19 protein-coding genes are annotated in these 26,470 nt (G+C 67.4%); 10 read left to right on the plus strand and 9 right to left on the minus strand.

The features are described from left to right. Positions 1-6: 6 nt before the first annotated feature. The 7 genes from glgA to PVT71_RS12785 all read right to left on the minus strand — a co-directional run bounded on the left by glgA (position 7) and on the right by PVT71_RS12785 (position 10,869). Positions 7-1,440 (minus strand): glycogen synthase GlgA, encoded by a 1,434-nt coding sequence (gene glgA / locus PVT71_RS12755; RefSeq protein ID WP_353472162.1) that lies wholly within the window; start codon positions 1,438-1,440, stop codon positions 7-9. Next, positions 1,437-2,699, minus strand: coding sequence for a glucose-1-phosphate adenylyltransferase (gene glgC, locus PVT71_RS12760; RefSeq protein WP_353472163.1), 1,263 nt, complete (start codon positions 2,697-2,699; stop codon positions 1,437-1,439). Before glgC ends, glgA begins: the two co-directional genes overlap by 4 nt. Positions 2,700-2,761: 62 nt before the next feature. Beyond that, entirely contained in the window at positions 2,762-4,960 is a 2,199-nt protein-coding gene (gene glgB / locus PVT71_RS12765; RefSeq protein WP_353472164.1) for a 1,4-alpha-glucan branching protein GlgB, read from the minus strand. A 52-nt stretch (positions 4,961-5,012) separates the two neighbouring features. Further along, positions 5,013-7,388: a glycogen/starch/alpha-glucan phosphorylase gene (locus PVT71_RS12770; RefSeq protein ID WP_353472165.1), complete on the minus strand. Its 2,376-nt coding sequence runs from the start codon at positions 7,386-7,388 to the stop codon at positions 5,013-5,015. Positions 7,389-7,506: 118 nt separating this feature from the next. Then, positions 7,507-8,466, minus strand: coding sequence for a glucokinase (locus PVT71_RS12775; protein ID WP_353472166.1), 960 nt, complete (start codon positions 8,464-8,466; stop codon positions 7,507-7,509). Between the two features lie 6 nt (positions 8,467-8,472). Further along, positions 8,473-9,795, minus strand: coding sequence for a GH1 family beta-glucosidase (locus PVT71_RS12780; protein ID WP_353472167.1), 1,323 nt, complete (start codon positions 9,793-9,795; stop codon positions 8,473-8,475). Positions 9,796-9,837: 42 nt separating this feature from the next. Continuing rightward, positions 9,838-10,869, minus strand: a complete 1,032-nt coding sequence (locus PVT71_RS12785; protein WP_353472168.1) for a substrate-binding domain-containing protein — start codon at positions 10,867-10,869, stop codon at positions 9,838-9,840. A 270-nt stretch (positions 10,870-11,139) separates the two neighbouring features. On the opposite strand from PVT71_RS12785, the gene PVT71_RS12790 reads away from it, so the two are divergent. The 6 genes from PVT71_RS12790 to uvrA all read left to right on the plus strand — a co-directional run bounded on the left by PVT71_RS12790 (position 11,140) and on the right by uvrA (position 20,631). Next, positions 11,140-12,513, plus strand: a complete 1,374-nt coding sequence (locus PVT71_RS12790) for an ABC transporter substrate-binding protein (RefSeq protein WP_353472169.1) — start codon at positions 11,140-11,142, stop codon at positions 12,511-12,513. A gap of 115 nt (positions 12,514-12,628) precedes the next feature. Further along, positions 12,629-13,627, plus strand: a complete 999-nt coding sequence (locus PVT71_RS12795; protein WP_353472170.1) for a sugar ABC transporter permease — start codon at positions 12,629-12,631, stop codon at positions 13,625-13,627. 13 nt (positions 13,628-13,640) lie between these two features. Continuing rightward, positions 13,641-14,780 (plus strand): carbohydrate ABC transporter permease, encoded by a 1,140-nt coding sequence (locus PVT71_RS12800; protein WP_353472171.1) that lies wholly within the window; start codon positions 13,641-13,643, stop codon positions 14,778-14,780. A gap of 16 nt (positions 14,781-14,796) precedes the next feature. Continuing rightward, positions 14,797-16,440, plus strand: coding sequence for an alpha-glucosidase (locus PVT71_RS12805; protein ID WP_353472172.1), 1,644 nt, complete (start codon positions 14,797-14,799; stop codon positions 16,438-16,440). 30 nt (positions 16,441-16,470) lie between these two features. Next, positions 16,471-17,562 carry a sn-glycerol-3-phosphate ABC transporter ATP-binding protein UgpC gene (gene ugpC / locus PVT71_RS12810; RefSeq protein WP_353472173.1) on the plus strand — a complete coding sequence of 364 codons (1,092 nt, stop codon included), beginning with the start codon at positions 16,471-16,473 and terminating at the stop codon, positions 17,560-17,562. 186 nt (positions 17,563-17,748) lie between these two features. Further along, positions 17,749-20,631 carry an excinuclease ABC subunit UvrA gene (uvrA, locus tag PVT71_RS12815; RefSeq protein ID WP_353472174.1) on the plus strand — a complete coding sequence of 961 codons (2,883 nt, stop codon included), beginning with the start codon at positions 17,749-17,751 and terminating at the stop codon, positions 20,629-20,631. A gap of 157 nt (positions 20,632-20,788) precedes the next feature. Here uvrA and PVT71_RS12820 read toward each other — a convergent pair whose 3' ends face one another. Together PVT71_RS12820 and PVT71_RS12825 are read right to left on the minus strand one after the other, a co-directional pair. Then, a complete protein-coding gene (locus PVT71_RS12820; RefSeq protein ID WP_353472175.1) occupies positions 20,789-21,196 on the minus strand; it encodes an excinuclease ABC subunit A in 408 nt (135 codons plus the stop codon). A 103-nt stretch (positions 21,197-21,299) separates the two neighbouring features. After that, the gene (locus tag PVT71_RS12825) at positions 21,300-22,085 is read right to left on the minus strand and encodes an enoyl-CoA hydratase (protein ID WP_353472176.1); all 786 of its coding nucleotides are present in this window, start codon (positions 22,083-22,085) and stop codon (positions 21,300-21,302) included. 69 nt (positions 22,086-22,154) lie between these two features. Between PVT71_RS12825 and PVT71_RS12830 the strand changes: the two genes are divergently transcribed. The 4 genes from PVT71_RS12830 (at position 22,155) to PVT71_RS12845 (ending at position 26,396) form a co-directional block, all read left to right on the plus strand. Further along, positions 22,155-22,577, plus strand: a complete 423-nt coding sequence (locus PVT71_RS12830) for a PaaI family thioesterase (protein WP_353472177.1) — start codon at positions 22,155-22,157, stop codon at positions 22,575-22,577. Positions 22,578-22,748: 171 nt separating this feature from the next. Beyond that, positions 22,749-23,267 (plus strand): carbon monoxide dehydrogenase subunit G, encoded by a 519-nt coding sequence (locus PVT71_RS12835; RefSeq protein WP_353472178.1) that lies wholly within the window; start codon positions 22,749-22,751, stop codon positions 23,265-23,267. A 58-nt stretch (positions 23,268-23,325) separates the two neighbouring features. Further along, positions 23,326-23,811, plus strand: coding sequence for a (2Fe-2S)-binding protein (locus PVT71_RS12840; protein WP_353472179.1), 486 nt, complete (start codon positions 23,326-23,328; stop codon positions 23,809-23,811). A 224-nt stretch (positions 23,812-24,035) separates the two neighbouring features. Next, a complete protein-coding gene (locus tag PVT71_RS12845) occupies positions 24,036-26,396 on the plus strand; it encodes a xanthine dehydrogenase family protein molybdopterin-binding subunit (protein ID WP_353472180.1) in 2,361 nt (786 codons plus the stop codon). Positions 26,397-26,470: the final 74 nt, after the last annotated feature.

Consider the following 26,470-nt stretch of genomic DNA (forward strand, 5'->3'; position numbering starts at 1 on the left):
CGTGCCTCATGGAGTCTTGGCCTTGACCATGTCTTGGTAGAGCGCCGCGTATTTCGCCGCCGAATGGGTCCAGCTGACCGGGGTGGCCATGGCGTTGGTCATCATCCGCGTCCAGGTTTCCTTGTCCTGGTACAGGTTTACCAGCTTCATCAGCGCCTGTGCCAGAGCCTGGGCCGTAACCGGGTGGAATTGGATGCCGGTCGCGCAGCCCGCTGCCAATCCGGCAGGCGATGCGTTGATCACCGTGTCGGCAAGGCCGCCGGTGAGCGCCACCAGCGGCAGCGTGCCGTAGCGCAGCCCGTACATCTGGGTCAGCCCGCAGGGCTCGAAGCGCGAGGGCACCAGAATCGCGTCGCCCCCGGCCATCAGCCGGTGCGCGAAATCCTCGTCGTAGCCGATGCGCACCGCGACGCCCGGGTGCTTCTGCGCCTTGCGCTGGAAGGCCTCCTCGAGCCCCGGGTTGCCGGCCCCCAGCAGCGCCAGTTGGCCGCCGCGGTCGAGCAGCGCGGGCAGGGCCTGCATCAGGATGTCGAGCCCCTTCTGCTCGGTCAGGCGCGAGATCACCACGCAGAGCGGGCCGGGCCAGTCGGTCGGCAGGTCGAGCTCCTTGCGCAGCGCCGCCTTGTGCTTGGCCTTCTCCGCGATGGTCTTGTAGGGCGGCGTCCAGATCGCCTCGTCGATGCCGTTGAGAATGCCGACCATGTCCTCCTGCCGCTCGCGCAGCACACCGTCGAGCCCCATGCCGAATTCCTTGGTCATCAGCTCGGAGGCATAGGTGGGCGAGACGGTCGAAAGCCTGTCGGCGTAGACCAGCCCCGCCTTCAGCGCCGAGACGCTGTCCCAGAACTCGTAGCCGCGCTGGTGGAAGCCGGTGCGCGGCAGGCCGAGCGTGCCGATGCGCGCCGCCGAGGCCATGCCCTGGAAGGCGATGTTGTGGATGGTCATCAGCGTCGCGACCCGGCCCGCGGCGCCCAGCTCGCGCAGGTAGAGCGGGGTGAAGCCGGCCTGCCAGTCGTGGCAGTGCAGGATCTGCGGGAACCAGCCCTCGATCCCGTCGGCGCCGATCATTGCCGCGACCGAGCTCAGCGCGGCGAAACGCTCGGGGTTGTCGCGCCAGTCGTTGCCCGACTTGTCCATGTAGGGCCCTCCGTCGCGGTCGAAGAGATGCGGCGCCTCGAGCACGTAGAGCACCTGCTCCCCGGAGCCGTTCGCCAGCGGCGCCCTGAGCACCCGCGCCGGCCCGCCGAAGAGATCGCCGTATTCCGCCACCACCGTCTGCGTCGGCAGGTTGGCGATGACCTGCCGGTAGCCCGGCAGCAGCACCCGCATGTCGACCCCGTGCACCGCCAGCGCGCCGGGCAGGGCGCCGACCACGTCGGCCAGCCCTCCGGTCTTGATCAGCGGGACACATTCCGAGGCGACAGACAGGACACGAGTCATTTGGCGGCTTCCCTCCGGTCGAGCATACCTTGCGTGATCAGCGTCACGCCCCCGGCGGTGACACGGAACCACTTTGCGTCTTCCTCCGGATCCTCGCCGACCACAAGCCCTTCGGGAATATGCACGCCGCGATTGACCACCGTGTTTGTCAGCCGCGCGTACCTCGAGACGTAGACATTGGGCAGAAGTACCACACGTTCGAGCGAAGCATATGAATTCGTGTGCACCTTGGTGAACAGAAGCGACTCGCGGATCTCGGTGCCGGAGACGATGCAGCCGCCCGCGATGAGCGAGCTGACGGCCGATCCGCGGCGGTCCTCCTCGTCGTGGATGAACTTGGCGGGGGGCACGACCTCGGCATAGGTCCAGATCGGCCAGTCGGTGTCCCAGAGGTCGAGCTCGGGGTCGAAGTTGGTCAGGTCGATGTTGGCGCGCCAGAAGGCATCGACCGTGCCGACGTCGCGCCAGTAGGCGGGCTTGCCGGGCTCGCGCACGCAGCTGTCCTCGAAGCGGTGCGCCTGCGCGCCGCCCGCGGCGACGATCTCGGGGATCATGTCGTTGCCGAAGTCGTGGCTCGAGCTTTCCGAGCCCAGATCCTCCATCAGCTTGCCGCGCAGGTACTTCCAGTCGAAGACGTAGATGCCCATGCTGACCAGCGTCTTGTCGGGATCGTCGGGCAGGCCGGGCGGGTCCTTGGGCTTCTCGAGGAACGAGGTGATCCGGTCGCTGTCGTTCACCGCCATGCAGCCGAAGGCGCTGGCCTCGGAGCGGTCGACCGTCAGGCAGCCCACGGTCACCTGCGCGCCGCTGTCGACGTGCTGCTCGAGCATCTCCTCGTAGTCCATCTTGTAGATGTGGTCGCCCGCGAGGATGACGATGTAGTCGATGTCGTAGCTGTCGATGATGTCGATGTTCTGCGCCACCGCGTCGACCGTGCCGCGATACCACGTCTGTTCGTTGTAGCGCTGCGAGGCGGGCAGGATGTCGAGGAACTCGTTCCGCTCGGCGCGGAAGAAGTTCCAGCCGCGCTGGCAGTGGCGGATCAGGCTGTGCGCCTTGTACTGCGTCGCGAGCGCGATCTTGCGGATCCCCGAGTTCAGCGCGTTGGACAGGGCGAAGTCGATGATCCGGGCCTTGCCGCCAAAATACACGGCAGGCTTGACGCGAAAATTCGTCAACTCGTGCAGGCGCGAGCCGCGTCCGCCCGCCAGCACGAAGGCCATGCTCCGGCTCGCGAGCCTGTGGGAACGTCGGGGCATTCGTCTCCTCCTTTAACTAAATGCAACATGTCGGGCACGGCCATGACACGGGTATGAATGGATCAGCTTTCCTCGCGGACGAGGAAGATCGCCGAAAGCGGCGGAAGGAAGAGCTCGGCCGAGGCGGGGTAGCCGTGGCTGGGCTCGTCGTCGGCGATGACGCGGCCGAAATTCCCGCGATTGCCACCGCCGTAGATGCCTGCATCGGTGTTCAGCGCCTCGCGCCAGACGCCGGTGTCGGGAAGGCCGATGCGATAGCTCGGCTGCTCGGCAGGCGTGAAATTGCAGATCACCGCGACCTCGGGCTCGTCGGCGCGGCCGCGCCGGATCCACGAGAAGACCGAGTTGCCGGTGTCGCCGCCGGCGATCCAGCCGAAACCCTCGGGCTCGCAATCCTTGGCGTGCAGCGCCGGCGTGTCGCGGTAGAGCACGTTGAGATCGCGGATCAGCCGCTGGATGCCGGCGTGCTGCGGATCGGAGAGGCAGGGCCAGTCGATCTCGGCGTCGTGGTTCCACTCGCTGGCCTGCGCGAACTCCTGCCCCATGAACAGCAGCTTCTTGCCCGGATGGCCCCACATGAAGCCGTAATAGGCGCGCAGGTTGGCGAATTTCTCCCAGCCGTTGCCGGGCATCTTGCCCAGCATCGAGCCCTTGCCGTGCACCACCTCGTCATGGCTGATCGGCAGGATGAAATTCTCAGAGAAGGCGTAGACCAGCCCGAAGGTCATCTGGTGGTGGTGGTAGCTGCGGTAGATCGGATCCTTGCGGATGTACTCGAGCGTGTCGTTCATCCAGCCCATGTTCCACTTGAAGCCGAAGCCGAGCCCGCCCTGATCCACCGGGGCGGAGACTCCGGGATAGGCGGTGCTTTCCTCGGCCACGGTCATGATGCCGGGGTGCTGGCCGTAGCACTCGGTGTTCATCCGGCGCAGCATCGAGATCGCCTCGTAATTCTCGCGCCCGCCGTCCTTGTTCGGCACCCATTCGCCGTCGGGGCGGGAGTAGTCGCGGTAGAGCATCGAGGCGACCGCGTCCACGCGCAGCCCGTCGGCGTGATATTCCTCGAGCCAGTAGAGCGCGTTGGCGGTGAGGTAGTTGGCCACCTCGGCGCGGCCGTAGTTGTAGATCAGCGTGTTCCAGTCGTGGTGGAAGCCTTCCTTGGGATCGGCATGTTCATAGAGCGCGGTGCCGTCGAAGCGGCCGAGCCCGTGCGCGTCGGTGGGGAAGTGGCCGGGCACCCAGTCGAGGATCACCCCGATCCCGGCAAGGTGCGCGGCGTTGACGAGGTCGCGGAACTCGTGCGGCAGCCCGTGGCGGATGGTCGGGGCGAACATGCCGATCGGCTGGTAGCCCCACGAGCCGTCGAACGGGTACTCGCTGACCGGCAGCAGTTCGATATGGGTGAAGCCCATGGCGGCCACGTAGTCGACCAGTTCCTCCGCCGCCTCGACGTAGGAGATCGGCCGCCCCCAGTCCTTGCGCCGCCACGAGGGCAGGTGGACCTCGTAGATCGAGATCGGGGCGCTGCGGCTCTGCGCCTGCGCGCGGGTCTCGAACCAGTCCTCGTCGGACCAGCCGTAGCCCGAGATGTCGCGCACGATCGAGGCATTGGCGGGCGGGTGTTCCGAGCCGAAGCCGATCGGGTCGGCCTTGCGCGGCATGACGCTGCCATCGGGGCCGACGATCTCGTAGCGGTAGAAGGCGCCGTCGCCGACGCCGGGCAGGAAGATCTCCCACACGCCGGTGGCACCGCGCCGTCGCATCGGGTGGCGCAACCCGTCCCACCAGTTGAAATCGCCCACCACCGAGACCCGCCGGGCATTGGGCGCCCAGACGGCGAAATGCGTGCCCTGCACGCCCTCGTGGGTCATTACGTGGGCGCCCAGCACCTCCCAGAGCCGCCGGTGGCTGCCCTCGCCAAGCAGGTACTCGTCGATCTCGCCCAGCACCGGGCCGAAGCGGTAGGGGTCTTCCTTCTCGAAGAGCTGCGGCTCGCCGTCCTCGCCATGGTCCTCGCCGAGCAGCGTGTAGGCCATGTCGCCGGGCACGGGGCCCGAGAAGAAGCCGGGCACGTTCGCCGGCTCCAGCGGATGCCGCACGCCCTTGACGAGGGCCCACATCCGGTCGGCCCCCGGATCATAGGCCGTGACGTGGCGCTCGCCGTCGATCTCGTGCGGGCCAAGCACCGCGAAGGGATCGTCGTGATGGCCCCGCAGCAGTCGCAGCAGGGCAGACTCGGGGGATGTGGACGCGTGGCTCATGCAATGACTGTAGTCGCTTCCACGCCTCTGGCAATGATCTGACACATTCAGATCAAAGAAGACTTTCCGCGCCCCAGATGTCTTTCATGTACCCCCGGATGGTCCGGTCGGACGAGAACCAGCCCGAGCGCGCGGTATTGAGCGCCGCCATCCGCGCCCAGGCGCGGCTGTCCCGGAACGCCGTGTCGACCTCGCGCTGTGCGCGCCAGTAGTCGGTGAAGTCCGAGCAGACGAGGAAGTAGTCGGCGCCCTCGAGGTTGGCGGTGATGCCGTGGTAGCGCTCGGGCTCGCCCGGCGAGAAGCGCCCCTCGCGGATGAGATCGAGTGCCCGCTTGAGCCGCGAGTCGGCCTGCACGGCCTTCCAGGCGTGGCCCTCGATCTTGCGCCGCTCCATCACCTCGGCGGCGGTCATGCCGAAGAGGAAGAAGTTCTCGGCCCCCACGTGCTCGCGGATCTCGACGTTGGCGCCGTCGAGCGTGCCGACGGTGGGCGCGCCGTTGAGGGCGAACTTCATGTTGCCGGTGCCCGAGGCCTCCTTGCCGGCGGTCGAGATCTGCTCGGAGAGATCGGCGGCGGGGATCATCCGCTCGGCGAGGCTGACGTTGTAGTTGGGCAGGAAGGCGATCTTGAGATAGGGCGCGGTCACCGGGTCGGCGTTGATCACCGCGGCGGCGTCGTTGATCAGCCGGATGATGTCCTTGGCGAAGAAGTAGCCGGGTGCCGCCTTGCCGCCGAAGAGCTTCAGCCGCGGCGTCCAGTCGGCGTTCGGGTTGTCGCGGATCTCGGCCCAGTGGGCGATGGTCTCGAGGATGTTGAGGTGCTGGCGCTTGTACTCGTGCAGGCGCTTGATCTGCACGTCGAAGAGCATCTCGGGATCGACATGCAGCCCGAAGGTCGTGCCCATCCAGGTCGAGAGCTCGGCCTTGTTGTCGCGCTTGACCTGCGCGTAGCGGTCGAGCCAGCCGGTGTCCTCGATGAAGGGCTCGAGCCCCTTCAGCTGCTCGAGGTCATCGACCCAGCCCTCGCCGATGGACTCGGTGATCAGCCCGGCAAGGCGCGGGTTGCAGCCGAGCAGCCAGCGCCGCGGGGTAACGCCGTTGGTCTCGTTGACGATGCGGTCGGGGTGCAGCCCGTGCAGTTCGGCAAAGACGGTGGTCTTCATCAGGTCGGTGTGCAGCGCCGAGACGCCGTTGACGTGATGCGCCATGACGAAGCTGAGCTGGCCCATCTTCACCTGGTGATCGGCGCGCATGGAGTTGAGCCGCGAGGGGTTCTGCCGCGCGTGGGTGCTGTCGATCTGGTCGATGAGCTCGATGTGGCGCGGCAGGAGCCGGCCGAAGAGCGCCTCGTCCCAGGTCTCGAGCGCCTCGGGCAGCAGCGTGTGGTTGGTGTAGCTGAGGCAGCCGCGGGCGATCTCCATCGACTCCTCGAACGACAGGCCCCGCTCGTCGTGCAGCACGCGGACGAGCTCGGGCCCGGCGATGGCCGGGTGGGTGTCGTTGAGCTGGATCGCCACCTTGCCGGGCAGCTTGCGCAGGTCGCCGAACTGGTTGTTGAAGCGGCGCAGGATGTCGCGCAGCGCGGCGGCGGTCAGGAAGTATTCCTGCTTGAGCCGCAGCTCCTTGCCCTGCTCGGTGGTGTCGTCGGGGTAGAGCACGCGGGAGATGGTGCGCGCCAGCGCCTCGGGCTGGGCCGCCCCGGCGAAGTCACCGTGGTTGAACCGGTCAAGGTCGAAGGGGTGGATGGCGCGGCCCGACCAGAGCCGTAGCGTGTTGGCCCAGCGGCCCTTCCAGCCGACCACCGGCGTGTCGAAGGCCTCGGCCTCGACCACCTCGGACGGATACCAGCGCACCGTCTCGCCGCGGCGATCGACGTGGCCGCCGAAGCCGATGCGGTAGCGGACCTCGGGGCGCTCGAATTCCCAGGCGTGGCGCTGCTCGAGCCAGTGCTCGGGCTGCTCCACCTGCCGCCCGTCGACGAAGCTCTGGCGGAAGAGCCCGTGCTCGTAGCGGATGCCGTAGCCATGCGCCGGGCAGCCGATGGTCGACAGGCTCTCGAGGAAGCAGGCCGCGAGCCGCCCGAGACCGCCGTTGCCGAGCGCCGCATCAGGCTCGTCGGCCAGCACCAGCTCGTAATCCTTGCCGAATTCCTCGAGCACGGCCTTCGCCTCGTCGACCAGCTCGAGGTTCACGATGCCGTCCTCGAGCAGCCGCCCGATGAGGAATTCCATCGACAGGTAGTAGACCCGCTTCGCCCCCGAGTCGTAGGTCTTGCCGGTCGCGCCGATCCAGGCATCGGTGATCTTGTCGCGCACCGCGTAGCTCAGCGCCATGCGCCAGTCCTCGAGGATCGCGTGCTCGGGATCCTTTCCGAAGGAATAGCGCAGATGCTGGATGATGGACTCGCGCAGGGAGGCGGTAGGGGTCATGGATAGGCACTCGCTTTGGACAAGACGAAGGGTTGCGCCGGTCGACCTAGGGCGTTTGCACAATTGATGAACAGCTTTTGTTACGCAAAGGCAACCTCCTTGCGTAACGCGCCAAGTTTCAGGGCAATTCGCTCAAGTGGCAGGCACAACCCGTGAGCGCCGCATAATCGTCGGTCACAAGGCTCACCGGGAACTGCTTCATGAACTCGGCAAAGCGGCCGCGGTCGCAGAAGGTCTCCTCGAAGGCGCCCGTCGTCAGGTACGGGCCGAAATGCCGCGCCACGCCGCCGATCAGGTAGATGCCGCCGAAGGGCAGGGTGGTGAGCGCGAGGTTGCTGCACACCCGGCCCATCATCCGCACGAAGACCTCGATGGCGCGCAGCGCGCGCGGGTCGGTACCGGCCTGCACCGCCTCCATGATCTGCTGCGCCTCGAGCGGCGCGCCCGCGCCGTCCTCGTCGCAGAGCCAGGCATAGACCCGCTCGAAGCCGCGCCCCGAGAGGATGTGCTCGACGCTCGGCCCCTCGTGCTTGCGCTCGATGTAGCGCAGCAGGCGCATCTCGTCGTCGGTCTGCACCGGGATCGCCACGTGGCCCGCTTCCGAGGGCGGCACCAGCGTGCGCTCGCCCAGCCGGTAGACCGGGGCGGCGTTCATGCCGGTGCCGATGCCGACCACCAGCCGCGCCGACTGCGGGCTCGACGGCAGGCCGGGCAGGATCGGGGTGAGGAACTCGTCCGAGATGTGGCCGAGCGCGTGGCCCTGCGCCTGCAGGTCGTTGAGCACCGAGATGGTCGCGGCGCCGGTGGCCTCGGCCAAGGTCGGGCGGTCGATCTCCCAGTCGATGTTGGTCAGCCGCCCCGCGCCGTCGCGCACCGGGCCGGCCACGGCGACGCAGGCCGCCTCGACCGTCGCGCCGGCCTCGGCGAGGTAGTGCTTCAGCACGGCACCGATGCCGTCGTTCTCGGCGTTGCGGTAGCGCTTCACCGATCCCTCGATCAGCTTGCCGCCTTTGCTGAGCGCCACCCGGGTGTTGGTGCCGCCGATATCCGCCAGGACTGCCGTGCCGCCGATGCTCATGATGCCTTACTCCGTTAGCGCTCTCGCCAGCGCGTGGTATGAGGCTTTGGGCGTGCGTTCAAGGGTGTCGAAGTCCACATGCACCAGCCCGAAGCGTTTTTCGTAGCCGAGGCTCCATTCGTAGTTGTCGAGCAGCGACCAGGCGAAATAGCCCTTCACCGGAGCACCGCCCGCGATGGCGCGGCGGACCTCGGCGAGGTGATCATCGAGATAGGCGATGCGGTCCTGGTCGTCCACGCCGCCGTTCACCAGCGGGTCGGGCGCGGCCATGCCGTTCTCGGTCACGTAGAGCGGGATGTCGCCGGTGTACTCGGTGGCGAGGCGGGTGAGGAACTGCGACAGGCCCTGCGGGTAGATCTCCCAGTCCATGAAGGTCTTGGGCAGCGGGCCCTCGACCTCGCCGAGCGCGGGCCAGGCGCCGGACGTGGGCTCGATCACCTTGCGCGTGTAGTAGTTGAGCCCGCACCAGTCGAGCTTCTGCGTGATGGTGGGGAAATCGTCCTGCCAGCCCTTCGGCAGGTGCGGCTCCAGCCCGTCGAGCACGACCTGCGGGTATTCGCCCCTGAACACGCCGCCGGTGAACCAGCGGTTGTAGATGCCGTCATAGAGCGCCGCCGCGTGGCGCGCGTCGTCGGTGTCATTGGCGGGGGTCGACCATTCCATGTTGAAGACGCCGCCGAGGTTCTTCATCCCGAGCCCGCGCATCACCTCGATGGCGCGGCCATGGGCCAGCAGCACGTGGTGCATGGCGCGGGCGGTGGCGCGGATGTCGCGCAGGCCGGGGGCGTGGAAGCCCATGAAATGCGAGAGCCACGCCACGCACCACGGCTCGTTGATCGGCGCGACCGAGTACATCCGGTCGCCGATCCGCTTCATCAGCACCTCGGTGAAATCGCCGAACCAGCTGGCCACGTCGCGGTTGCGCCAGCCGCCCATGTCGGCGAGCGGCGAGGGCAGCTCCCAGTGGTAGAGCGTGGCGCAGGGCTTGATGCCGCGCTCGAGCATGGCGTCGGTCAGCCGGTCGTAGAAGTCGAGCCCGGCCTCGTTGACCTGTCCGCGCCCCTCGGGCAGCACGCGCGCCCAGCTGGTCGAGAAGCGGTAGGCGTCGAGCCCCGCGCCCTTCACGAGGTCGAGGTCCTCCTCGTAGCGGTGGTAGTGGTCACAGGCGCGGTCGCCGTTCTCGGCGCGCACGACGTTACCGGGGGTGGCGGCGAAGTCATCCCAGTGGGTGCGTCCCGCGCCGCCGAAGGCATGGCCCTCGATCTGGTAGCTGGAGGTGGCGACGCCGAAGAGGAAGTCCTCGGGAAAATCCCTGCGGGTGAACTGCATGGCCTGTCCTTGTCGAAGAGTGACGGGGGCGTGGTATGGTGGTTATGCCGCGGCGGGAACGGGTCCGGTGGAGCCGCCGATGATCAGCTGCGCCTCGAGCAGCCGCTGCTGGGCCGGAAGCTCCGGGTCGGCGATCTGTGCGAGCAGCATCGAGGCGGCGATCCGCCCGGCCTCGTAGACCGAGGAGCGGGTGGCGGTGAAGATCGGCACGTCCGGCCCGTTGCGCAGGAAGCTGAGGTCGTCGTCATGGGTGATCACCGACACGTCGCGCCCCATCTCGAGCCCGGCGCCATGAATGGCGCGGCGGATGCCGATGGCGGCGATGACCGACGAGGTGATCATCGCGGTCGGCCGGTCGGGCAGGGCGAGCATCCGCGCCGCCGCCTCGAAGCCGTAGGTCTCGGTCATCTCGCCCGAGGCCATGTAGCGCGGGTCGGGCGCGACGCCGCGCCCGGCGAGGGCCTGCTCGAACCCGTGCCGCCGGCGATGGGCGAAGTCCATGAACTCGAGCCCGTTGATCAGCGCGATGCGGCGGTGCCCGAGGTCGAGCAGGAAGTCGGTGGCGCGCTGGAAGGCATGGGTGTTGTTCATGTCGACCCAGCTGTAGGGCACCTCGAGATCGGTGGCGCGGCCGTGCACGACGAAGGGCAGGCCGAGCTGGCGCAGGAAGGGGATGCGCCCGTCCTGCATCGAGGGGCCGTGCACGATGATGCCGTCGACATTGCCCTTGGCCTTGAGCCGGCGGTAGTTCTCCTCCTCGTCGCGGTCGCCGGTCATCGACAGGGTCATGTCGTATCCGGCCTTGACGTATTCGTCCGATGCGCCAGCTATGAAGTCACCGAAGACCGGGTTCATCATCTGGTGCTGCGTCGAGATCGGAATCACGTGGCCGATCGCCATGGCGCGTCCCGTCGCCAGCCCCTTGGCCCGCGCATTCGGGGCATAGTTGAGCGCCTGCGCCGCCTCCATGACGCGCTTGCGGGTCTGCTCGTTGACCTCCGGGTAGCCGTTGAGGGCGCGACTCACGGTGGTCTGCGACAGATTGAGATGCGCGGCCAGTTGCTTGAGGTTCATCGGAGAGGCTTCCAAAGCGCTTCGGTATCTAGCGACAGTAACGGCAAAAAGGGGCATTCGGGAAGACCCTTTGAGATCCACCGGGATAGCTGCGCTGCAGCATTTATTTTGCAGCTGCACAACGCATTGCGTGATTGACAAGTCGGGGTCAAACGCGTGAGGCTGCAAGGGTCTCAAAGCGCTTTGGGGTGAGGAGTGCCCCGAGCGCCGGAAATGCTCACATTTCTTGCGGCCGTCAGAGCCGCGACACACCGGGAGGAACTTGACGACATGACCAAGCGAAACACAGCTGTCCGCGGTGCTCGCGCCATTCTCGGATCGGTGGCGGCGCTGGCGCTCTGCGCGGGCGCGGCCCAGGCCGAGATGAAGTTCACCCCCGGCGAGGGCGGTTTCAACTGGGACAGCCTCGACGCCTTCGGCGCGGCGCATGACCTCAAGGGCCAGACCCTGTCGATCTTCGGGCCGTGGCGCGGCGACGACCAGCAGCTGGTCGAGACGGTGCTCGCCTATTTCGAGGAGGCCACCGGCGCGACGGTGAGCTACGCCTCCTCCGAGACCTACGAGCAGCAGATCGTCATCGACACCGAGGCGGGCAGCCCGCCCAACATCGCCATCCTGCCGCAGCCGGGCCTGATCGCCGACCTCGTCAAGAAGGGCTACGTCACGCCGCTCGGCGACGAGACCGCCGACTGGCTGCGCGAGAACTATGCCGCCGGCGAGAGCTGGGTGAGCCTCGGCTCCTTCGAGGGCAAGGACGGCACGCAGCTCTACGCCTTCCCCTACAAGATCGACGTGAAATCGCTGGTCTTCTACGTGCCCGAGAACTTCGAGGACGCGGGCTACGAGGTTCCGACCACCATGGAGGAGCTGAAGGCGCTGACCGAGCAGATCGCCTCCGAGGGCCAGACGCCGTGGTGCATCGGCCTCGGTTCTGGCGGCGCGACAGGCTGGCCGGCGACCGACTGGGTCGAGGACATGATGCTGCGCGTGCAGCCGCCCGAGGTCTATGACCAGTGGGTCAGCAACGAGATCCCGTTCAACGATCCCAAGGTGATCGAGGCGATCGACGAGTTCGGCTGGTTCGCCAAGAACGACGCCTTCGTCAACGGCGGCACCGGCGCGGTGGCGACCACCGACTTCCGCGAGAGCCCGGCGGGTCTCTTCGCCTCGCCGCCGCAGTGCTACATGCACCACCAGGCCAGCTTCATCCCGACCTTCTTCCCCGAGGGCACGCAGATGGGCGTCGACGCCGACTTCTTCTACATGCCCGCCTACGAGAGCAAGGACCTCGGCCAGCCGGTGCTGGGCGCGGGCACGCTCGCCTTCATCACCAAGGACAGCGACGCGGCCCGGGCCTTCATCGAGTTCCTGAAGACCCCGATCGCGCATGAGATCTGGATGGCGCAGTCGGGCTTCCTGACCCCCTACAAGGAAGCCAATGCCGAGCTCTACGGCTCCGCGCCGCTGAAGAAGATGGGCGAGATCCTGCTCGATGCCACGACCTTCCGCTTCGACGCCTCGGACCTCATGCCCGGCGCGGTCGGCGCGGGCAGCTTCTGGACCGGCATGGTCGATTACGTCGGCGGCAAGTCGGCCGAGGATGTCGCGACCGCGATCCAGAAAAGCTGGGACGCCAACAAGTAAGACGGTTTAGACTGACCCCGGGGCGCCGCGACGCAACTTCCTTCGAAGGAAGTTGCAAATCTCTTCGAAGAGATTTGCGGCGCCCCGGATGACTGCACGGGACGGGGAGGACGTCATGCATCCGGCACTTCAGGCCGTGTTGACCATCGTGATCGGGCTCGGCGGCTGCATCGGCTATTTCTGGCTGTCCAACCTGCTGCTCGACAAGGTGCTCTTCCCGGCGCGCGGCCCCAACATCGGCCGCAACATCCGCCGCGCCGAGATGATCCGGCCCTGGCTCTTCCTGTTTCCCGCGATCTTCGCGCTGGGGGTCTACCTTGCCTACCCGGTGGTCGCGACCTTCTGGCTTTCGCTCACCGACCGCAACCAGGGCGGCTCCTTCGTCGGGCTGGCGAACTACCAGCAGATGCTGCGCGAGGCGAAGTTCTGGGAGGCGATCCGCAACAACATGCTGTGGCTGATCGTGGTGCCCGCCGCCTCGACCGGTTTCGGCCTCTTGGCGGCGCAGCTGACCGACCGCATCCGCTGGGGCAATATCGCGAAATCGCTGATCTTCATGCCGATGGCGATCTCCTTCGTCGGCGCCTCGGTGATCTGGAAGCTGGTCTACGACTTCCGCCCCGTCGGGCAGGAGCAGATCGGCATCCTCAACGCCATCTGGGTCTGGCTCGGCGGCGCGCCGCAGACCTGGCTGACGATCACCCCCTGGAACAACTTCCTGCTGATGGTGGTGCTGATCTGGATCCAGACCGGCTTTGCCATGGTGATCCTCGGTGCAGCGCTGCGCGGCATCCCGGAGGAGACGGTCGAGGCCGCCATCGTCGACGGCGCGAACCCGTTCCAGATCTTCTTCAAGATCAAGGTGCCGCAGATCCGCTCGACCATCGTGGTGGTCTGGACGACGATCACGCTGGTGGTGCTGAAGGTCTTCGACATCGTGCTCGCCATGACCAACGGCCAGTGGCAGACGCAGGTGCTGGCCAACTACATGTACGACAAGCTCTTCCGCGCCTTCGACTGGGGCGTCGGCTCGGCCGCGGCCATGGTCATCATGCTGCTGGTCTCGCCGATCCTGGTGTGGAACGTGATCAACGCGCGCCGCGAGATGCGCTGAGGGAGGGCCGGACATGGAAGGCATGGCAGGACAGAAATCCACCCTCACCTGGGCGGTGCACCTCTCGGTGGCGCTGCTCGTGGCGCTCTGGCTCTTCCCGACGGTGGGCCTGCTGGTCTCGTCCTTCCGGACCGCCGAGCAGATCAGCAACTCGGGCTGGTGGTCGGCCTTCTCGGCGCAGAAGGGCCAGCTGCCGGCGATCCGCATCGAGGGCGACGAGCACGAGGAGGGCGGGCTCTACGTCATCGACGGCAACCTCTTCGGCGCGGCCGAGACAACGCTCTCGGCCTGGGGCACCTCGTCGCGCGAGCCCGAGGCCTACGAGCCCGGCGCGACCGCCGATCTCAAGGACGGCGTGCAGCTCTCGGTCGAGAAGACCGGCGAGTTCCGCCTGAGCGGCCCCGCGAGCTTCGAGGGCGGGCGGCTGCCGCGCGTCTTCGCCACCGCCACGACGCCGCCCGAGTTCACGCTGGAGAATTACAGCAACGTGCTATTCGGCACGACCGCCGGGGCAGGGGTCGGACAGGCATTCCTGAATACGCTGACGGTGGCGATCCCGGCGACGGTGATCCCGATCCTCGTCGCCGCCTTCGCCGCCTATGCGCTGGCCTGGATGGAGTTCCCCGGCCGCGCGCTGCTGATCGCCGGTGTGGTGGCGCTGCTGGTGGTGCCGCTGCAGCTGGCGCTGATCCCGCTCTTGCAACTGCACAACGCGATCGGCATCGGCAAGGGCTACCTCGGGGTCTGGCTGGCGCATACCGGCTTCGGCCTGCCGCTCGCCATCTACCTTCTGCGCAACTACATGGTCGGCCTGCCCAAGGACATCATCGAGAACGCCCGCGTCGACGGCGCCTCGGATTTCCAGATCTTCACCAAGATCGTGCTGCCGCTCTCCTTCCCGGCGCTGGCGAGCTTTGCCATCTTCCAGTTCCTCTGGACCTGGAACGACCTGCTGGTGGCGCTGGTCTTCCTCGGCACCGATGATGACCGGCTGGTGCTGACCGCCCGGCTGGTCAACCTGATGGGCTCGCGCGGAGGGCAATGGGAGATCCTTGCAACCTCGGCCTTCGTGTCGATCGTCGTGCCGCTGGTGGTCTTCTTCGCCATGCAGAAATATCTGGTACGCGGCCTGCTGGCAGGCTCCGTGAAGTGATCGAAAGAACAGTCCCATGAGCAAAAACACCCTCCCAGTCCCCTCGAGCGAAGACCGTGACTGGTGGCGCGGCGCGGTGATCTACCAAGTCTACCCGCGCAGCTTCCAGGACAGCAACGGCGACGGCATCGGCGATCTGCTCGGCATCTCGCGCCGACTGCCGCACATCGCCTCGCTGGGCGTCGACGCGGTCTGGATCTCGCCCTTCTTCCGCTCGCCGATGAAGGACTTCGGCTATGACGTCAGCGACTACTGCGACGTCGATCCGATGTTCGGCAGCCTCGCCGATTTCGACGTGCTGATCGAGACGGCGCACCGCCTCGGGATCAAGGTGCTGATCGACCTCGTCATGTCGCACAGCTCGGACCAGCACCCCTGGTTCGCCGAGAGCCGCTCGTCGAAGGACAACGCGCGGGCCAACTGGTACGTCTGGGCCGACGCCAAGCCCGACGGCACGCCGCCCAACAACTGGCTGTCGATCTTCGGCGGCTCGGCCTGGCAATGGGACACCACGCGCTGCCAGTACTACCTGCACAACTTCCTGACCTCGCAGCCCGACCTGAACTTCCACGAGCCGCAGGTGCAGCAGGCGCTGCTCGACGTGGCGCAGTTCTGGCTCGACCGGGGGGTGAACGGCTTCCGGCTCGATACGGTGAACTTCTACGTCCACGACGCCGGGCTGCGCGACAACCCGCCGCTGGCGCCCGAGCGGCGCAACCCGATCACCGCCCCGGCGGTGAACCCCTACACCTGGCAGGAACACCTCTACGACAAGACCCAGCCCGAGAACCTCGAGTTCCTCGCCAAGCTGCGCAAGCTGATGGACCGCTACAACGCCGCCGCCGTGGGCGAGATCGGCGAGGACCTGCGCGGGCTCGAAGTGCTGGGCGAGTACACCTCGGGCAGAGACCATCTGCAGATGTCCTACGCCTTCGAGCTGCTGTCCAAGCGCGCGCCGACCGCCGACTACGTCAAGGAGGTGATGGACAAGGTGGCCGAGGTCGCGGGCGACGGCTGGGCCTGCTGGGCCTTCTCCAACCACGACGTCGAGCGCCACGTGACGCGCTGGGGCATCGGCGACGCCGGGGCGCGGCTCTACACCACGCTGATGATGTGCCTGCGCGGCTCGGCCTGCATCTACCAGGGCGAGGAACTGGCGCTGCCCGAGGCGGTGCTGGCCTTCGAGGACCTGCAGGATCCCTATGGCATCATGTTCTGGCCCGCCTTCACGGGCCGCGACGGCTGCCGCACGCCGATGGTCTGGGAGCCGAACGCGCATCACGGCGGCTTCACCACCGGCCAGCCCTGGCTGCCGGTCAGCCACGAGCACCTGCGCATGACCGTCGAGGACCAGGAGAAGGACCCGGCGGCGATCCTGCATCACTACCGCCGTGCCATCGCCTTCCGCCACGCCCACTCGGCGCTCGGCAAGGGCGAGATCTCCGACCTGCGGACCGAGGGCTCGGTGCTCAGCTTCCGCCGCAAGGACGGCAGGGAGGAGCTTTTCTGCGCCTTCAACATCGGGCCGGAACCGGCGGTGATCGACGCGCCCGCGGGCAAATGGCAGCAGGTCGGTGTCGAGCTCGGCTCGACCGGCACCGCGCCGGACGGCAAGTTCCACCTCGGGCCCTGGCAGCCCGCGCTGGCGCTGAAGATGTGACGAAACGGTAAGAGAGGGGGAGCGGAGACGATGGCGGACCTGAAACTGACCGATGTCGGAAAGACCTACGGCGGCACCGTCGAGGTGCTGAAGGACATCGACCTCGACATCAAGGCGGGCGAGCTCATCGTCTTCGTCGGCCCCTCGGGCTGCGGCAAGTCCACGCTCCTGCGGATGATCGCCGGGCTCGAGCGCATCACCGGCGGCACGCTCGAAATCGAGGGGCAGCTGGTCAACGACGTGCCCCCGGCGCAGCGCGGCATCGCCATGGTGTTCCAGAGCTACGCGCTCTACCCGCACATGACGGTGCGGGACAACATGTCCTTCGCGCTGCAGATCGCCAAGAAGAGCAAGGCCGAGATCACCGAGGCCGTCGCGCGCGCGGCGAAGATGCTGCAGCTCGAGCCCTACCTCGACCGCCTGCCCAAGGCGCTCTCGGGAGGGCAGCGCCAGCGCGTCGCCATCGGCCGCGCCATCGTGCGCGACCCCAAGGTCTACCTCTTCGACGAGCCGCTCTCGAACCTCGACGCGGCGCTGCGCGTCGCGACCCGGATCGAGATCGCCCAGCTGAAGGAGAAGATGCCCGACCGCACGATGATCTACGTCACCCATGACCAGGTCGAGGCGATGACGCTGGCGGACCGGATCGTGGTGCTGGCCAACAAGGGCATCGCGCAGGTCGGCTCGCCGCTCGAGCTCTACGAGACCCCGAACAGCGAGTTCGTCGCGCAGTTCATCGGCTCTCCGGCGATGAACATGATCGCGGGAGAGGTGGTTGCCACCGGGCCGCAGACCACCGTCAGGCTGCAGACCGGCGGCACGGCGGTCTCGGACGTGCCGACGACCGGGGCCGACATGGGGCTGAAGGTCAACGTCGGCATTCGCCCCGAGGATTTCACCGAGGCCCCGGGCGCGCCCATCTACTCCGGCAGGGTCGCGCTGACCGAGGCGCTCGGCGAGGTGACGCTGCTGCATTTCGAGCCTCAGCCCGGCTGCAAGGAGGCGGTGATCGCCAAGCTGCCCGGCATCCACCAGGGCCTGCGCGGCACCGAGGTGGGGCTGACGGCGGCTCCGGCCAAGGTGCATCTCTTCACCGGGGGCGTCTCGCTGCGCTATCGTTGAGCAGGGCAAAAGCCTTCGAAGGCTTTTGCAACTCTCTTCGAAGAGAGTTGCTCCCCGTCCGCGCGCCGATGCGCTAGGATGCAAACGCGCATTCCCGCCCTGCATGTTCCACTTAAGTTCTCATTTACCCATTGCGATCCGGGGCGTTTCCCCTATGTGTAGGGGCGTTCCTTTCCCGAGGGTCTCATGCCAGAGCTCAAGCAGATCGAAGTGCGCGGCGCGCGCGAGCACAATCTCAAGAACATCGACGTCGACATCCCGCGCGACGAGCTGGTGGTGATCACCGGGCTGTCGGGCTCGGGCAAGTCGTCGCTCGCCTTCGACACGATCTACGCCGAGGGCCAGCGCCGCTACGTCGAGTCGCTCTCGGCCTATGCCCGGCAGTTCCTCGACATGATGGAAAAGCCCGACGTCGACCATATCTCGGGCCTCTCGCCGGCGATCTCGATCGAGCAGAAGACCACCTCGAAGAACCCGCGCTCGACCGTCGGCACGGTCACCGAGATCTACGACTACCTGCGCCTGCTCTTCGCCCGCGTCGGCACGCCCTACAGCCCGGCCACCGGCCTGCCCATCGAGGCGCAGCAGGTGCAGGACATGGTCGACCGCGTCATGGCGCTGGAGGAGGGCACGCGCGGCTACCTGCTCGCGCCGATCATCCGCGATCGCAAGGGCGAGTACCGCAAGGAATTCCTCGAGCTGCGCAAGCAGGGCTTCCAGCGGGTGAAGGTCGACGGGCAGTTCTACGAGCTCGACGAGCCGCCGACCCTCGACAAGAAGTTCCGCCACGACATCGACGTGGTGGTCGATCGCATCGTCGTGCGCGAGGGGCTCGAGACGCGCCTCGCCGACAGCTTCCGCACCGCGCTTGACCTCGCCTCGGGCATCGCCGTGCTGGAAACCGCTCCGCGCGAGGATGAGGGAGAGCCCGAGCGGATCACCTTCTCGGAAAACTTCTCCTGCCCGGTCAGCGGCTTCACCATCTCCGAGATCGAGCCGCGCCTGTTCTCCTTCAACGCCCCCGTCGGCGCCTGCCCGGATTGCGACGGGCTCGGCGTCGAGCTCTTCTTCGACGAGCAGCTGGTGGTGCCGGACGTGACGCTGAAGGTCGCCGACGGCGCCATCGCGCCCTGGCGCAAGGGCAAGTCGCCCTATTTCCTGCAGACCATCGAGTCGATCGCCAAGCACTACGAGTTCAACAAGAACGCGCGCTGGAAGGACCTGCCGCAGAAGGTGCAGGACGTGTTCCTGCACGGCTCGGGCAAGGAGGAGATTCCCTTCCGCTACGACGAGGGCGGCCGCGTCTACCAGGTGACCCGCGCCTTCGAGGGCGTGATCCCCAACATGCAGCGCCGCTACCGCGAGACCGACAGCGCCTGGGTGCGCGAGGAGTTCGAGCGCTACCAGAACAACCGCCCTTGCGGCGCGTGCGGCGGCTACCGCCTGCGCCCCGAGGCGCTGGCGGTGAAGATCGGCTCGGCCGAGAAGGGCACGCTGCTGCACGTCGGCCAGGTGGTGCAGATGTCGATCAAGGAGGCGCATTCCTGGATCGAGACCGTGCCCGAGGCGCTCTCGGGTCAGAAGAACGAGATCGCCCGCGCCATCCTCAAGGAGATCCGCGAGCGGCTCGGTTTCCTCAACAACGTCGGGCTCGAGTACCTGACCATGTCGCGCTCGGCCGGCACGCTCTCGGGCGGCGAGAGCCAGCGCATCCGTCTCGCCAGCCAGATCGGCTCGGGGCTGACCGGAGTGCTCTACGTGCTCGACGAGCCGTCGATCGGCCTGCACCAGCGCGACAACGACCGGCTGATCGGCACGCTGAAATCGCTGCGCGACCAGGGCAACACGGTGATCGTCGTCGAGCATGACGAGGACATGATCCGCCAGGCCGACTACGTCTTCGACATCGGCCCCGGCGCCGGGGTGCACGGCGGCCAGGTGGTCAGCCACGGCACACCGCAGATGATCTCGGACGATCCCGCCAGCCTCACCGGCCAGTACCTCGCCGGCACGCGCGAGATCGCCGTGCCGACCGAGCGGCGCAAGGGCAACGGCAAGCTGCTGAAGGTGGTCAAGGCGACCGGCAACAACCTCAAGGAGGTGACCGCCGAGTTCCCGCTGGGCAAGTTCGTCTGCGTCACCGGCGTCTCGGGCGGCGGCAAGTCCACGCTGACCATCGAGACGCTCTACAAGAACGCCGCGATGCGGCTCAATGGCGCGCGCGAGACCCCGGCGCCCTGCGAGACGATCAAGGGCTTCGAGTATCTCGACAAGGTCATCGACATCGACCAGCGCCCGATCGGCCGCACGCCGCGCTCGAATCCCGCGACCTACACCGGCGCCTTCACCCCGATCCGCGACTGGTTCGCCGGGCTCCCCGAGGCCAAGGCGCGGGGCTACAAGCCGGGCCGCTTCTCGTTCAACGTGAAGGGCGGGCGCTGCGAGGCCTGCCAGGGCGACGGCCTCATCAAGATCGAGATGCACTTCCTGCCCGACGTCTACGTCGAGTGCGAGACCTGCAAGGGCAAGCGCTACAACCGCGAGACGCTGGAGATCCACTTCAAGGGCAAGAGCATCGCCGACGTGCTCGACATGACCGTCGAGGAGGCGCAGGAGTTCTTCCAGGCGGTGCCCTCGATCCGCGAGAAGATGGACGCGCTGATGCGCGTCGGCCTCAGCTACGTGAAGGTCGGCCAGCAGGCGACGACCCTCTCGGGCGGCGAGGCGCAGCGGGTGAAATTGTCGAAGGAACTGGCGAAACGCTCGACCGGCCGGACGCTCTACATCCTCGACGAGCCCACCACGGGCCTGCATTTCGAGGACGTGCGCAAGCTGCTCGAGGTGCTGCACGAGTTGGTGGAGCAGGGCAACACGGTGGTGGTGATCGAGCACAACCTCGACGTCATCAAGACCGCCGACCACATCATCGACATCGGCCCCGAGGGCGGTGACGGCGGCGGCCAGATCGTCGCCACCGGCACTCCGGAAGAGGTGGCCGAGGTCGGGCGCTCGCACACCGGGCATTACCTCAAGCCGATGCTGCGCCCCGGCAAGGTGGCCGCCGAGTGACGCGCCTGTCGCGTTAATCGGTCAGTGCGCCCGTTGCGGGGTCGCGACGTGCGTATTTGGAAAGAAAAGAAGGACCGGCGGCTGGGTCAGCGCGCCGGTCCTTGGCTTTTCGGTCGGGATGTCCGGGGTCAGGGGGGCGGCGCCCCCCTGTCGCGCCTCACTTCGAGAGCTGCGCGATGCCGCCGATGATGTCGAGCACGGCGCCGGTGTCCGGGTCGACGCGGTAGACGTAGTCGTCCACGTTGTAATAGGTCCGGCGCGGGTCGAGCCGGTAGCGGCCCGGATCGCGGATCACGATGTAATTGTCGCGGATCCGCTCGCCGCGGTCGTAGCGGTGCACGTGGATCTCGTCCCGGTCGCGGTCGCGGTGACGGTCGCGGTCATGGTCCCGGTCGTAATCGCGGTCGTGGCGCGCCTGCGGCAGCTTCTTGTACTGGCCCGGCGGCATGCAGGCCTCGTTCTTCTTGGCGAGGCCCGGCGGGCAGCCCTTGGGGGCGGCGCTGGCGGCCATCGGGGTGGCGAGGGCGGCGGCCGAAAGCGCCGCGAAGGTGAGGGTACGCAACATGCTGCTCTCCTGTACGTGGTTCGGAGTTATACGCAGAGAACGCCGCGCCCCGCCGCACCGGTTCCGAAAAATCCCCGTTCGTCAGCGGGTTTCCGCCAAGCGCTCAACCGGCCCAGTCGGGCCGGCGCTTCTCGAGGAAGGCGGAGATGCCCTCTGCCGTGTCGCGCTCGAGCATGTTCGCCACCATCACCTCACCGGTCAGCGCATAGGCCGCGTCCAGCGGCAGCTCGGCCTGCGCGTAGAAGGCCTCCTTGCCGATGCGCACCGCCTGCGGCAGCTTCGACGCGACGCTCTCGGCCAGAGCCAGCGCCGCGGCGGGAAGCTCTTCGGCGGGCACCACGCGGTTGACCAGCCCGACCGAGCGCGCCTCGGCGGCGTCGATGAAGCGGCCGGTGGTCAGCATCTCGAAGGCCATCTTGCGCGGCAGGTTGCGGCTCAGCGCCACCATCGGGGTCGAGCAGAAGAGGCCGATGTTCACCCCGTTGACGGCGAAGCGCGCATCCTCGGCGGCGATGGCCATGTCGCAGCTTGCCACCAGCTGGCAGCCCGCCGCGGCGGCAATGCCATGGACCTGCGCGATCACCGGCTGGGGCAGGCGGGTGAGGCCGGTCATCACCGTCGCGCAGCGGGCGAAGAGACCCGCGAAATAGCCCGCGCCCCCGTCCTCGGCCTGCCGCCCGGCCTGCATCTCGCGCAGGTCGTGGCCGGCGCAGAACACCTTGCCCGCGCCCGAGATCACCACGGCGCGGATTTCCTGGTCCTGCGCCAGCGCGTCGATCTGGTCCTGCAGGGCCGCGAGCATCGCGTCCGACAGCGGGTTGAGCCGCTCGGGCGCGTTCAGCCGTAGGTGGGCGACCGGCCCCGTGTCGTGACGTTCCAGAATTGCCATCTTGTCCTCCTCCATCCTCGCGGGCAGCCTAGCCAGCGAGGACGAGGGGCGAAAGGGGCGGGAGGTCGCATGGCGCTGCAGTTCACCATACCGGAGATGAGGGGCTTCCTGTCGGAGGTGTTTCCGCAGGTCGAGGGCATGTTCGCCATCGACCGGATGGACGAGGAGCTGCTGGTGATGCGGCTGATCACCGACGACCAGCACCTGCGGCCGGGCGGCACGGTGTCGGGCCCGTCGATGTTCGCGCTCGCCGATGTCGCGGCCTACGTGGCGACGCTGGCGCGGATCGGGCGCGAGGCGCTGACCGTGACCACCCATTGCTCGATAGACTTCATGCGCAAGCCCGAGGCGGGGCGCGACCTGCTGGCGGAGGCGCGGGTGCTGAAGATGGGGCGCAGCCTCAGCGTGACCGACGTGCTGCTCTATTCCGAGGGCACGCGCGAGCCGGTCGCCCATGCCTCGCTCACCTACGCGATCCCGCCGCGGCGCTGAGCGGTGCAGGGGCGCGCTTCCGGGGTTGCGAAGTCGCGCGATCGGCGCAATCCTCCGCACGGAAAAGCAATACAGCGCCCGAAGATGCAGGCGGCAGGGCTGCGCCTTTGGTCTTATAGGCGCCACGCCCCGTCCTGCTAGTCTGGACGCCAACCATAGAGGACAAGAGCCATGCAGATGAGCGATTCCCGCGTGATCAAGGCCCCGCGCGAGGTGGTCTGGGCAGCGATCCTGAACCCCGAGGTGCTCAAGGCCTGCGTGCCCGGCTGCACCGAGCTGACCGGCACGCCGGACGAGGGCTTCGAGGCGACCGTGGTGCAGAAGGTCGGCCCGGTGAAGGCGACCTTCACCGGGCTCGTGACCCTCTCGAACATGGCCGAGCTCGAGCGCGTGACGCTGTCGGGCGAGGGCAAGGGCGGCGCGGCGGGCTTTGCCAAGGGCGGCGCCGACGTGAGCTTCCGCGAGGTCGAGGGCGGCACCGAGCTGACCTACGAGGTCGATGCCAAGGTCGGCGGCAAGCTGGCGCAGCTCGGCAGCCGGATCATCGACGGTTTCGCCAAGAAGATGGCCGACCAGTTCTTCACCAACCTGCAGGACGCGGTCGAGGGGCCGAGCGATCCCGAGGCGGCGGGCGAAGCGGCGGAAGAGGGCAAGAAAAAAGGCTGGTTCAAACGGATGGTTTCGGGCTGACGCCCGTGCCAGAGTGGAACCGACCGACAACCGAACAGTCATCCCAGGGAGGGTACGTATGACCAAGGTAACGATGACGGTGAACGGCAAGACCGTCTCGAAGGAGGTCAGGGGCAACATGCTCATGACCGAGTTTCTGCGTGACGAGCTGCATCTGACGGGCACCCACGTGGGCTGCGACACCTCGCAATGCGGCGCCTGCAACATCCACGTCAACGGCGCGAACGTGAAGGGCTGCACCATCTTCGCCGCGGAATGCGACGGCGCCGAGGTGGGCACGATCGAGGGCCAGGCCAATGCCGACGGCTCGCTCAACGTGATCCAGCAGGCCTTCCAGGACCACCACGGGCTGCAGTGCGGCTTCTGCACTCCGGGCATGGTGATGTCGGCGGCGGCGCTGCTGAAGGAGAACCCCAAGCCCAGCGAGGCCGAGGTGCGGCACTATCTCGAGGGCAACATCTGCCGCTGCACCGGCTATCACAACATCGTCAAGGCGATCCTCGCCGCGAGCGGCCAGGACGTGAGCAGCATCGCCGCCGAGTGAGGCGCGCGTTGACCCCAGGCGGCGCGTGGGGAGACGCGGTGCCATGAGTATTTGCGGAAAGATGAAAGGCGCGATGCAGCGCCTTTGACGGCCGGAGGCGGACGGGAGATCGCCACCGGCGACGCAGGGACCGGCGGGCATGGAGGCCGCCGGATGTGGAGTTCAAGGCGGTGCAAGGCCGTTGAGACGGACCTTTCCCGCCGGCATATGAGGGAGGAGACCCCATGCCGAAGGATCATGGCATCGGAGCGGCCCAGAAGCGGCGCGAGGACGTGCGCTTCCTGACCGGGGCCGGCAAGTACACCGACGACATCAACGTCTACGGGCAGACCTACTGCCACTTCCTGCGCTCGGACGTGGCGCACGGGAAGATCGTCTCGATCGACACCAGCGCCGCCGAGGCGATGCCGGGGGTCGTGCGGATCTTCACCGGCAAGGATTTCGAGGGCGTCGGCGGGCTGCCCTGCGGCTGGCTGGTGACCGACAAGAACGGCCAGCCGATGAAGGAGCCGGCCCACCCGGTGCTCGCGCAGGGCAAGGTGCGCCACGTCGGCGATCCGATCTGCGCGGTGATCGCCGAGACGCTCGACCAGGCCCGCGACGCGGCCGAGGCGATCGAGCTCGAGATCGAGGAACTGCCCGCGGTCGTCGACATGCGCGCGGCGCTCGGCGCGGATTCGGCCAGGGTGCATGACGATCTTTCCGACAACCTCTGCTACGACTGGCAGTTCGGCTCGGACCAGGCGGCGGTGGACAAGGCCTTTGCCGAGGCCGCGCATGTCACCACGCTCGAGCTGGTCAACAACCGCCTCGTCGCCAACCCGATGGAGCCGCGCGTCGCGGTGGCGGAATACGCCCGCGCCAACGACGAGACCACGCTCTATACCACCTCGCAGAACCCGCACGTGATCCGCCTGCTGATGGGCGCCTTCGTGCTGGGCATCCCCGAGCACAAGCTGCGCGTGGTCGCGCCCGACGTGGGCGGCGGCTTCGGCACCAAGATCTTCCACTATGCCGAGGAGGCCTTCGTCACCTTCGCGGCGCGGCAGATCAACCGTCCGGTAAAATGGACCGCGACCCGCTCCGAGGCCTTCATGTCCGACGCGCATGGCCGTGACCACGTGACGAAGATCGAGCTGGCGCTCGACGCGGACAACAACTTCACCGGCATCCGCACCGACACGCTGGCCAACATGGGCGCGTATCTGTCGACCTTCGCCAGCTCGGTGCCGACCTGGCTGCACGGCACGCTCATGGCCGGCAACTACAGGACCCCGGCGATCCAGGTGAACGTGAAGGCGGTCTTCACCAACACCGTGCCGGTCGACGCCTACCGCGGCGCGGGCCGTCCCGAGGCGACCTTCCAGCTCGAGCGGCTGGTCGACAAGGCGGCGCGCGAGCTCGGCGTCGACCCGATCAAGCTGCGCCGTCAGAACTTCATCGAGAGTTTCCCCTACGCGACCCCGGTGGCGGTGGAATACGACACCGGCAACTACGTCGCGACCATGGACAAGCTCGAGGAGATGATCGACGTCCCCGGCTTCGCCGCCCGCCGCGCGGAGAGCGAGGCCAAGGGCAAGCTGCGCGGGCTTGGCGTCAACTGCTACATCGAGGCCTGCGGCATCGCGCCGTCGAACCTCGTCGGGCAGCTCGGCGCGCGCGCGGGGCTCTATGATGCCGCCACCGTGCGGGTGAACGCCACCGGCTCGATCTCGGTCATGGTCGGCGCGCACAGCCACGGGCAGGGGCACGAGACCGCCTTCCCGCAGGTGGTGGCCGACATGCTCGGCATCGACGAGAGCATGATCGAGATCGTCCATGGCGACACCTCGAAGATTCCCTTCGGCATGGGCACCTACGGCTCGCGCAGCCTTGCGGTCTGCGGCTCGGCCATGGTCCGTGCCACCGAGAAGATCATCAACAAGGCCAAGAAGATCGCGGCCCACCTGATGGAGGCCTCGGAGGGCGACATCGAGCTCAAGGACGGCCGCTTCTCGGTCGCGGGCACCGACAAGTCGGTGGCCTGGGGCGACGTGACGCTGGCCGCCTACGTGCCGCACAACTACCCGCTCACCGAGATCGAGCCCGGGCTCGAGGAGACCGCCTTCTATGATCCGGCGAACTTCACCTATCCCGCCGGCGCCTATGCCTGCGAGGTGGAGGTCGATCCCGACACCGGCAAGGTCACCATCGAGCGGTTCGCCGCCGCCGACGACTTCGGTAACGTGGTGAACCCGATGATCGTCGAGGGGCAGGTGCACGGCGGGCTTGCCCAGGGCATCGGCCAGGCGCTGCTGGAAAGCTGCGTCTACGACGAGAACGGCCAGCTGCTGTCGGCGAGCTACATGGATTACGCCATGCCGCGCGCCTCGGACGTGCCTTTCTACATGGTGGACCACAGCTGCGCCACGCCCTGCACCCACAACCCGCTGGGGGTGAAGGGCTGCGGCGAGGCCGGGGCCATCGGCTCGCCGCCCGCGGTGGTGAACGCCGTGCTCGACGCGCTGAACCACGCAGGGCACGCCGTGGCGCATATCGACATGCCGGTCTCGCCGCACCGCGTCTGGCAGGCCATGCAGGGCTGAGCCTTTCCCCGGCGCAGGCGCTTGCATCTTGCGCCGGGGAAGGTGAGTATTTGGAGAAAGATGAAAGGGTTGAG

The sequence above is a fragment of the Salipiger sp. H15 genome (genome assembly GCF_040409955.1).
In the GTDB taxonomy this organism is placed as follows: Bacteria; Pseudomonadota; Alphaproteobacteria; order Rhodobacterales; family Rhodobacteraceae; genus Salipiger.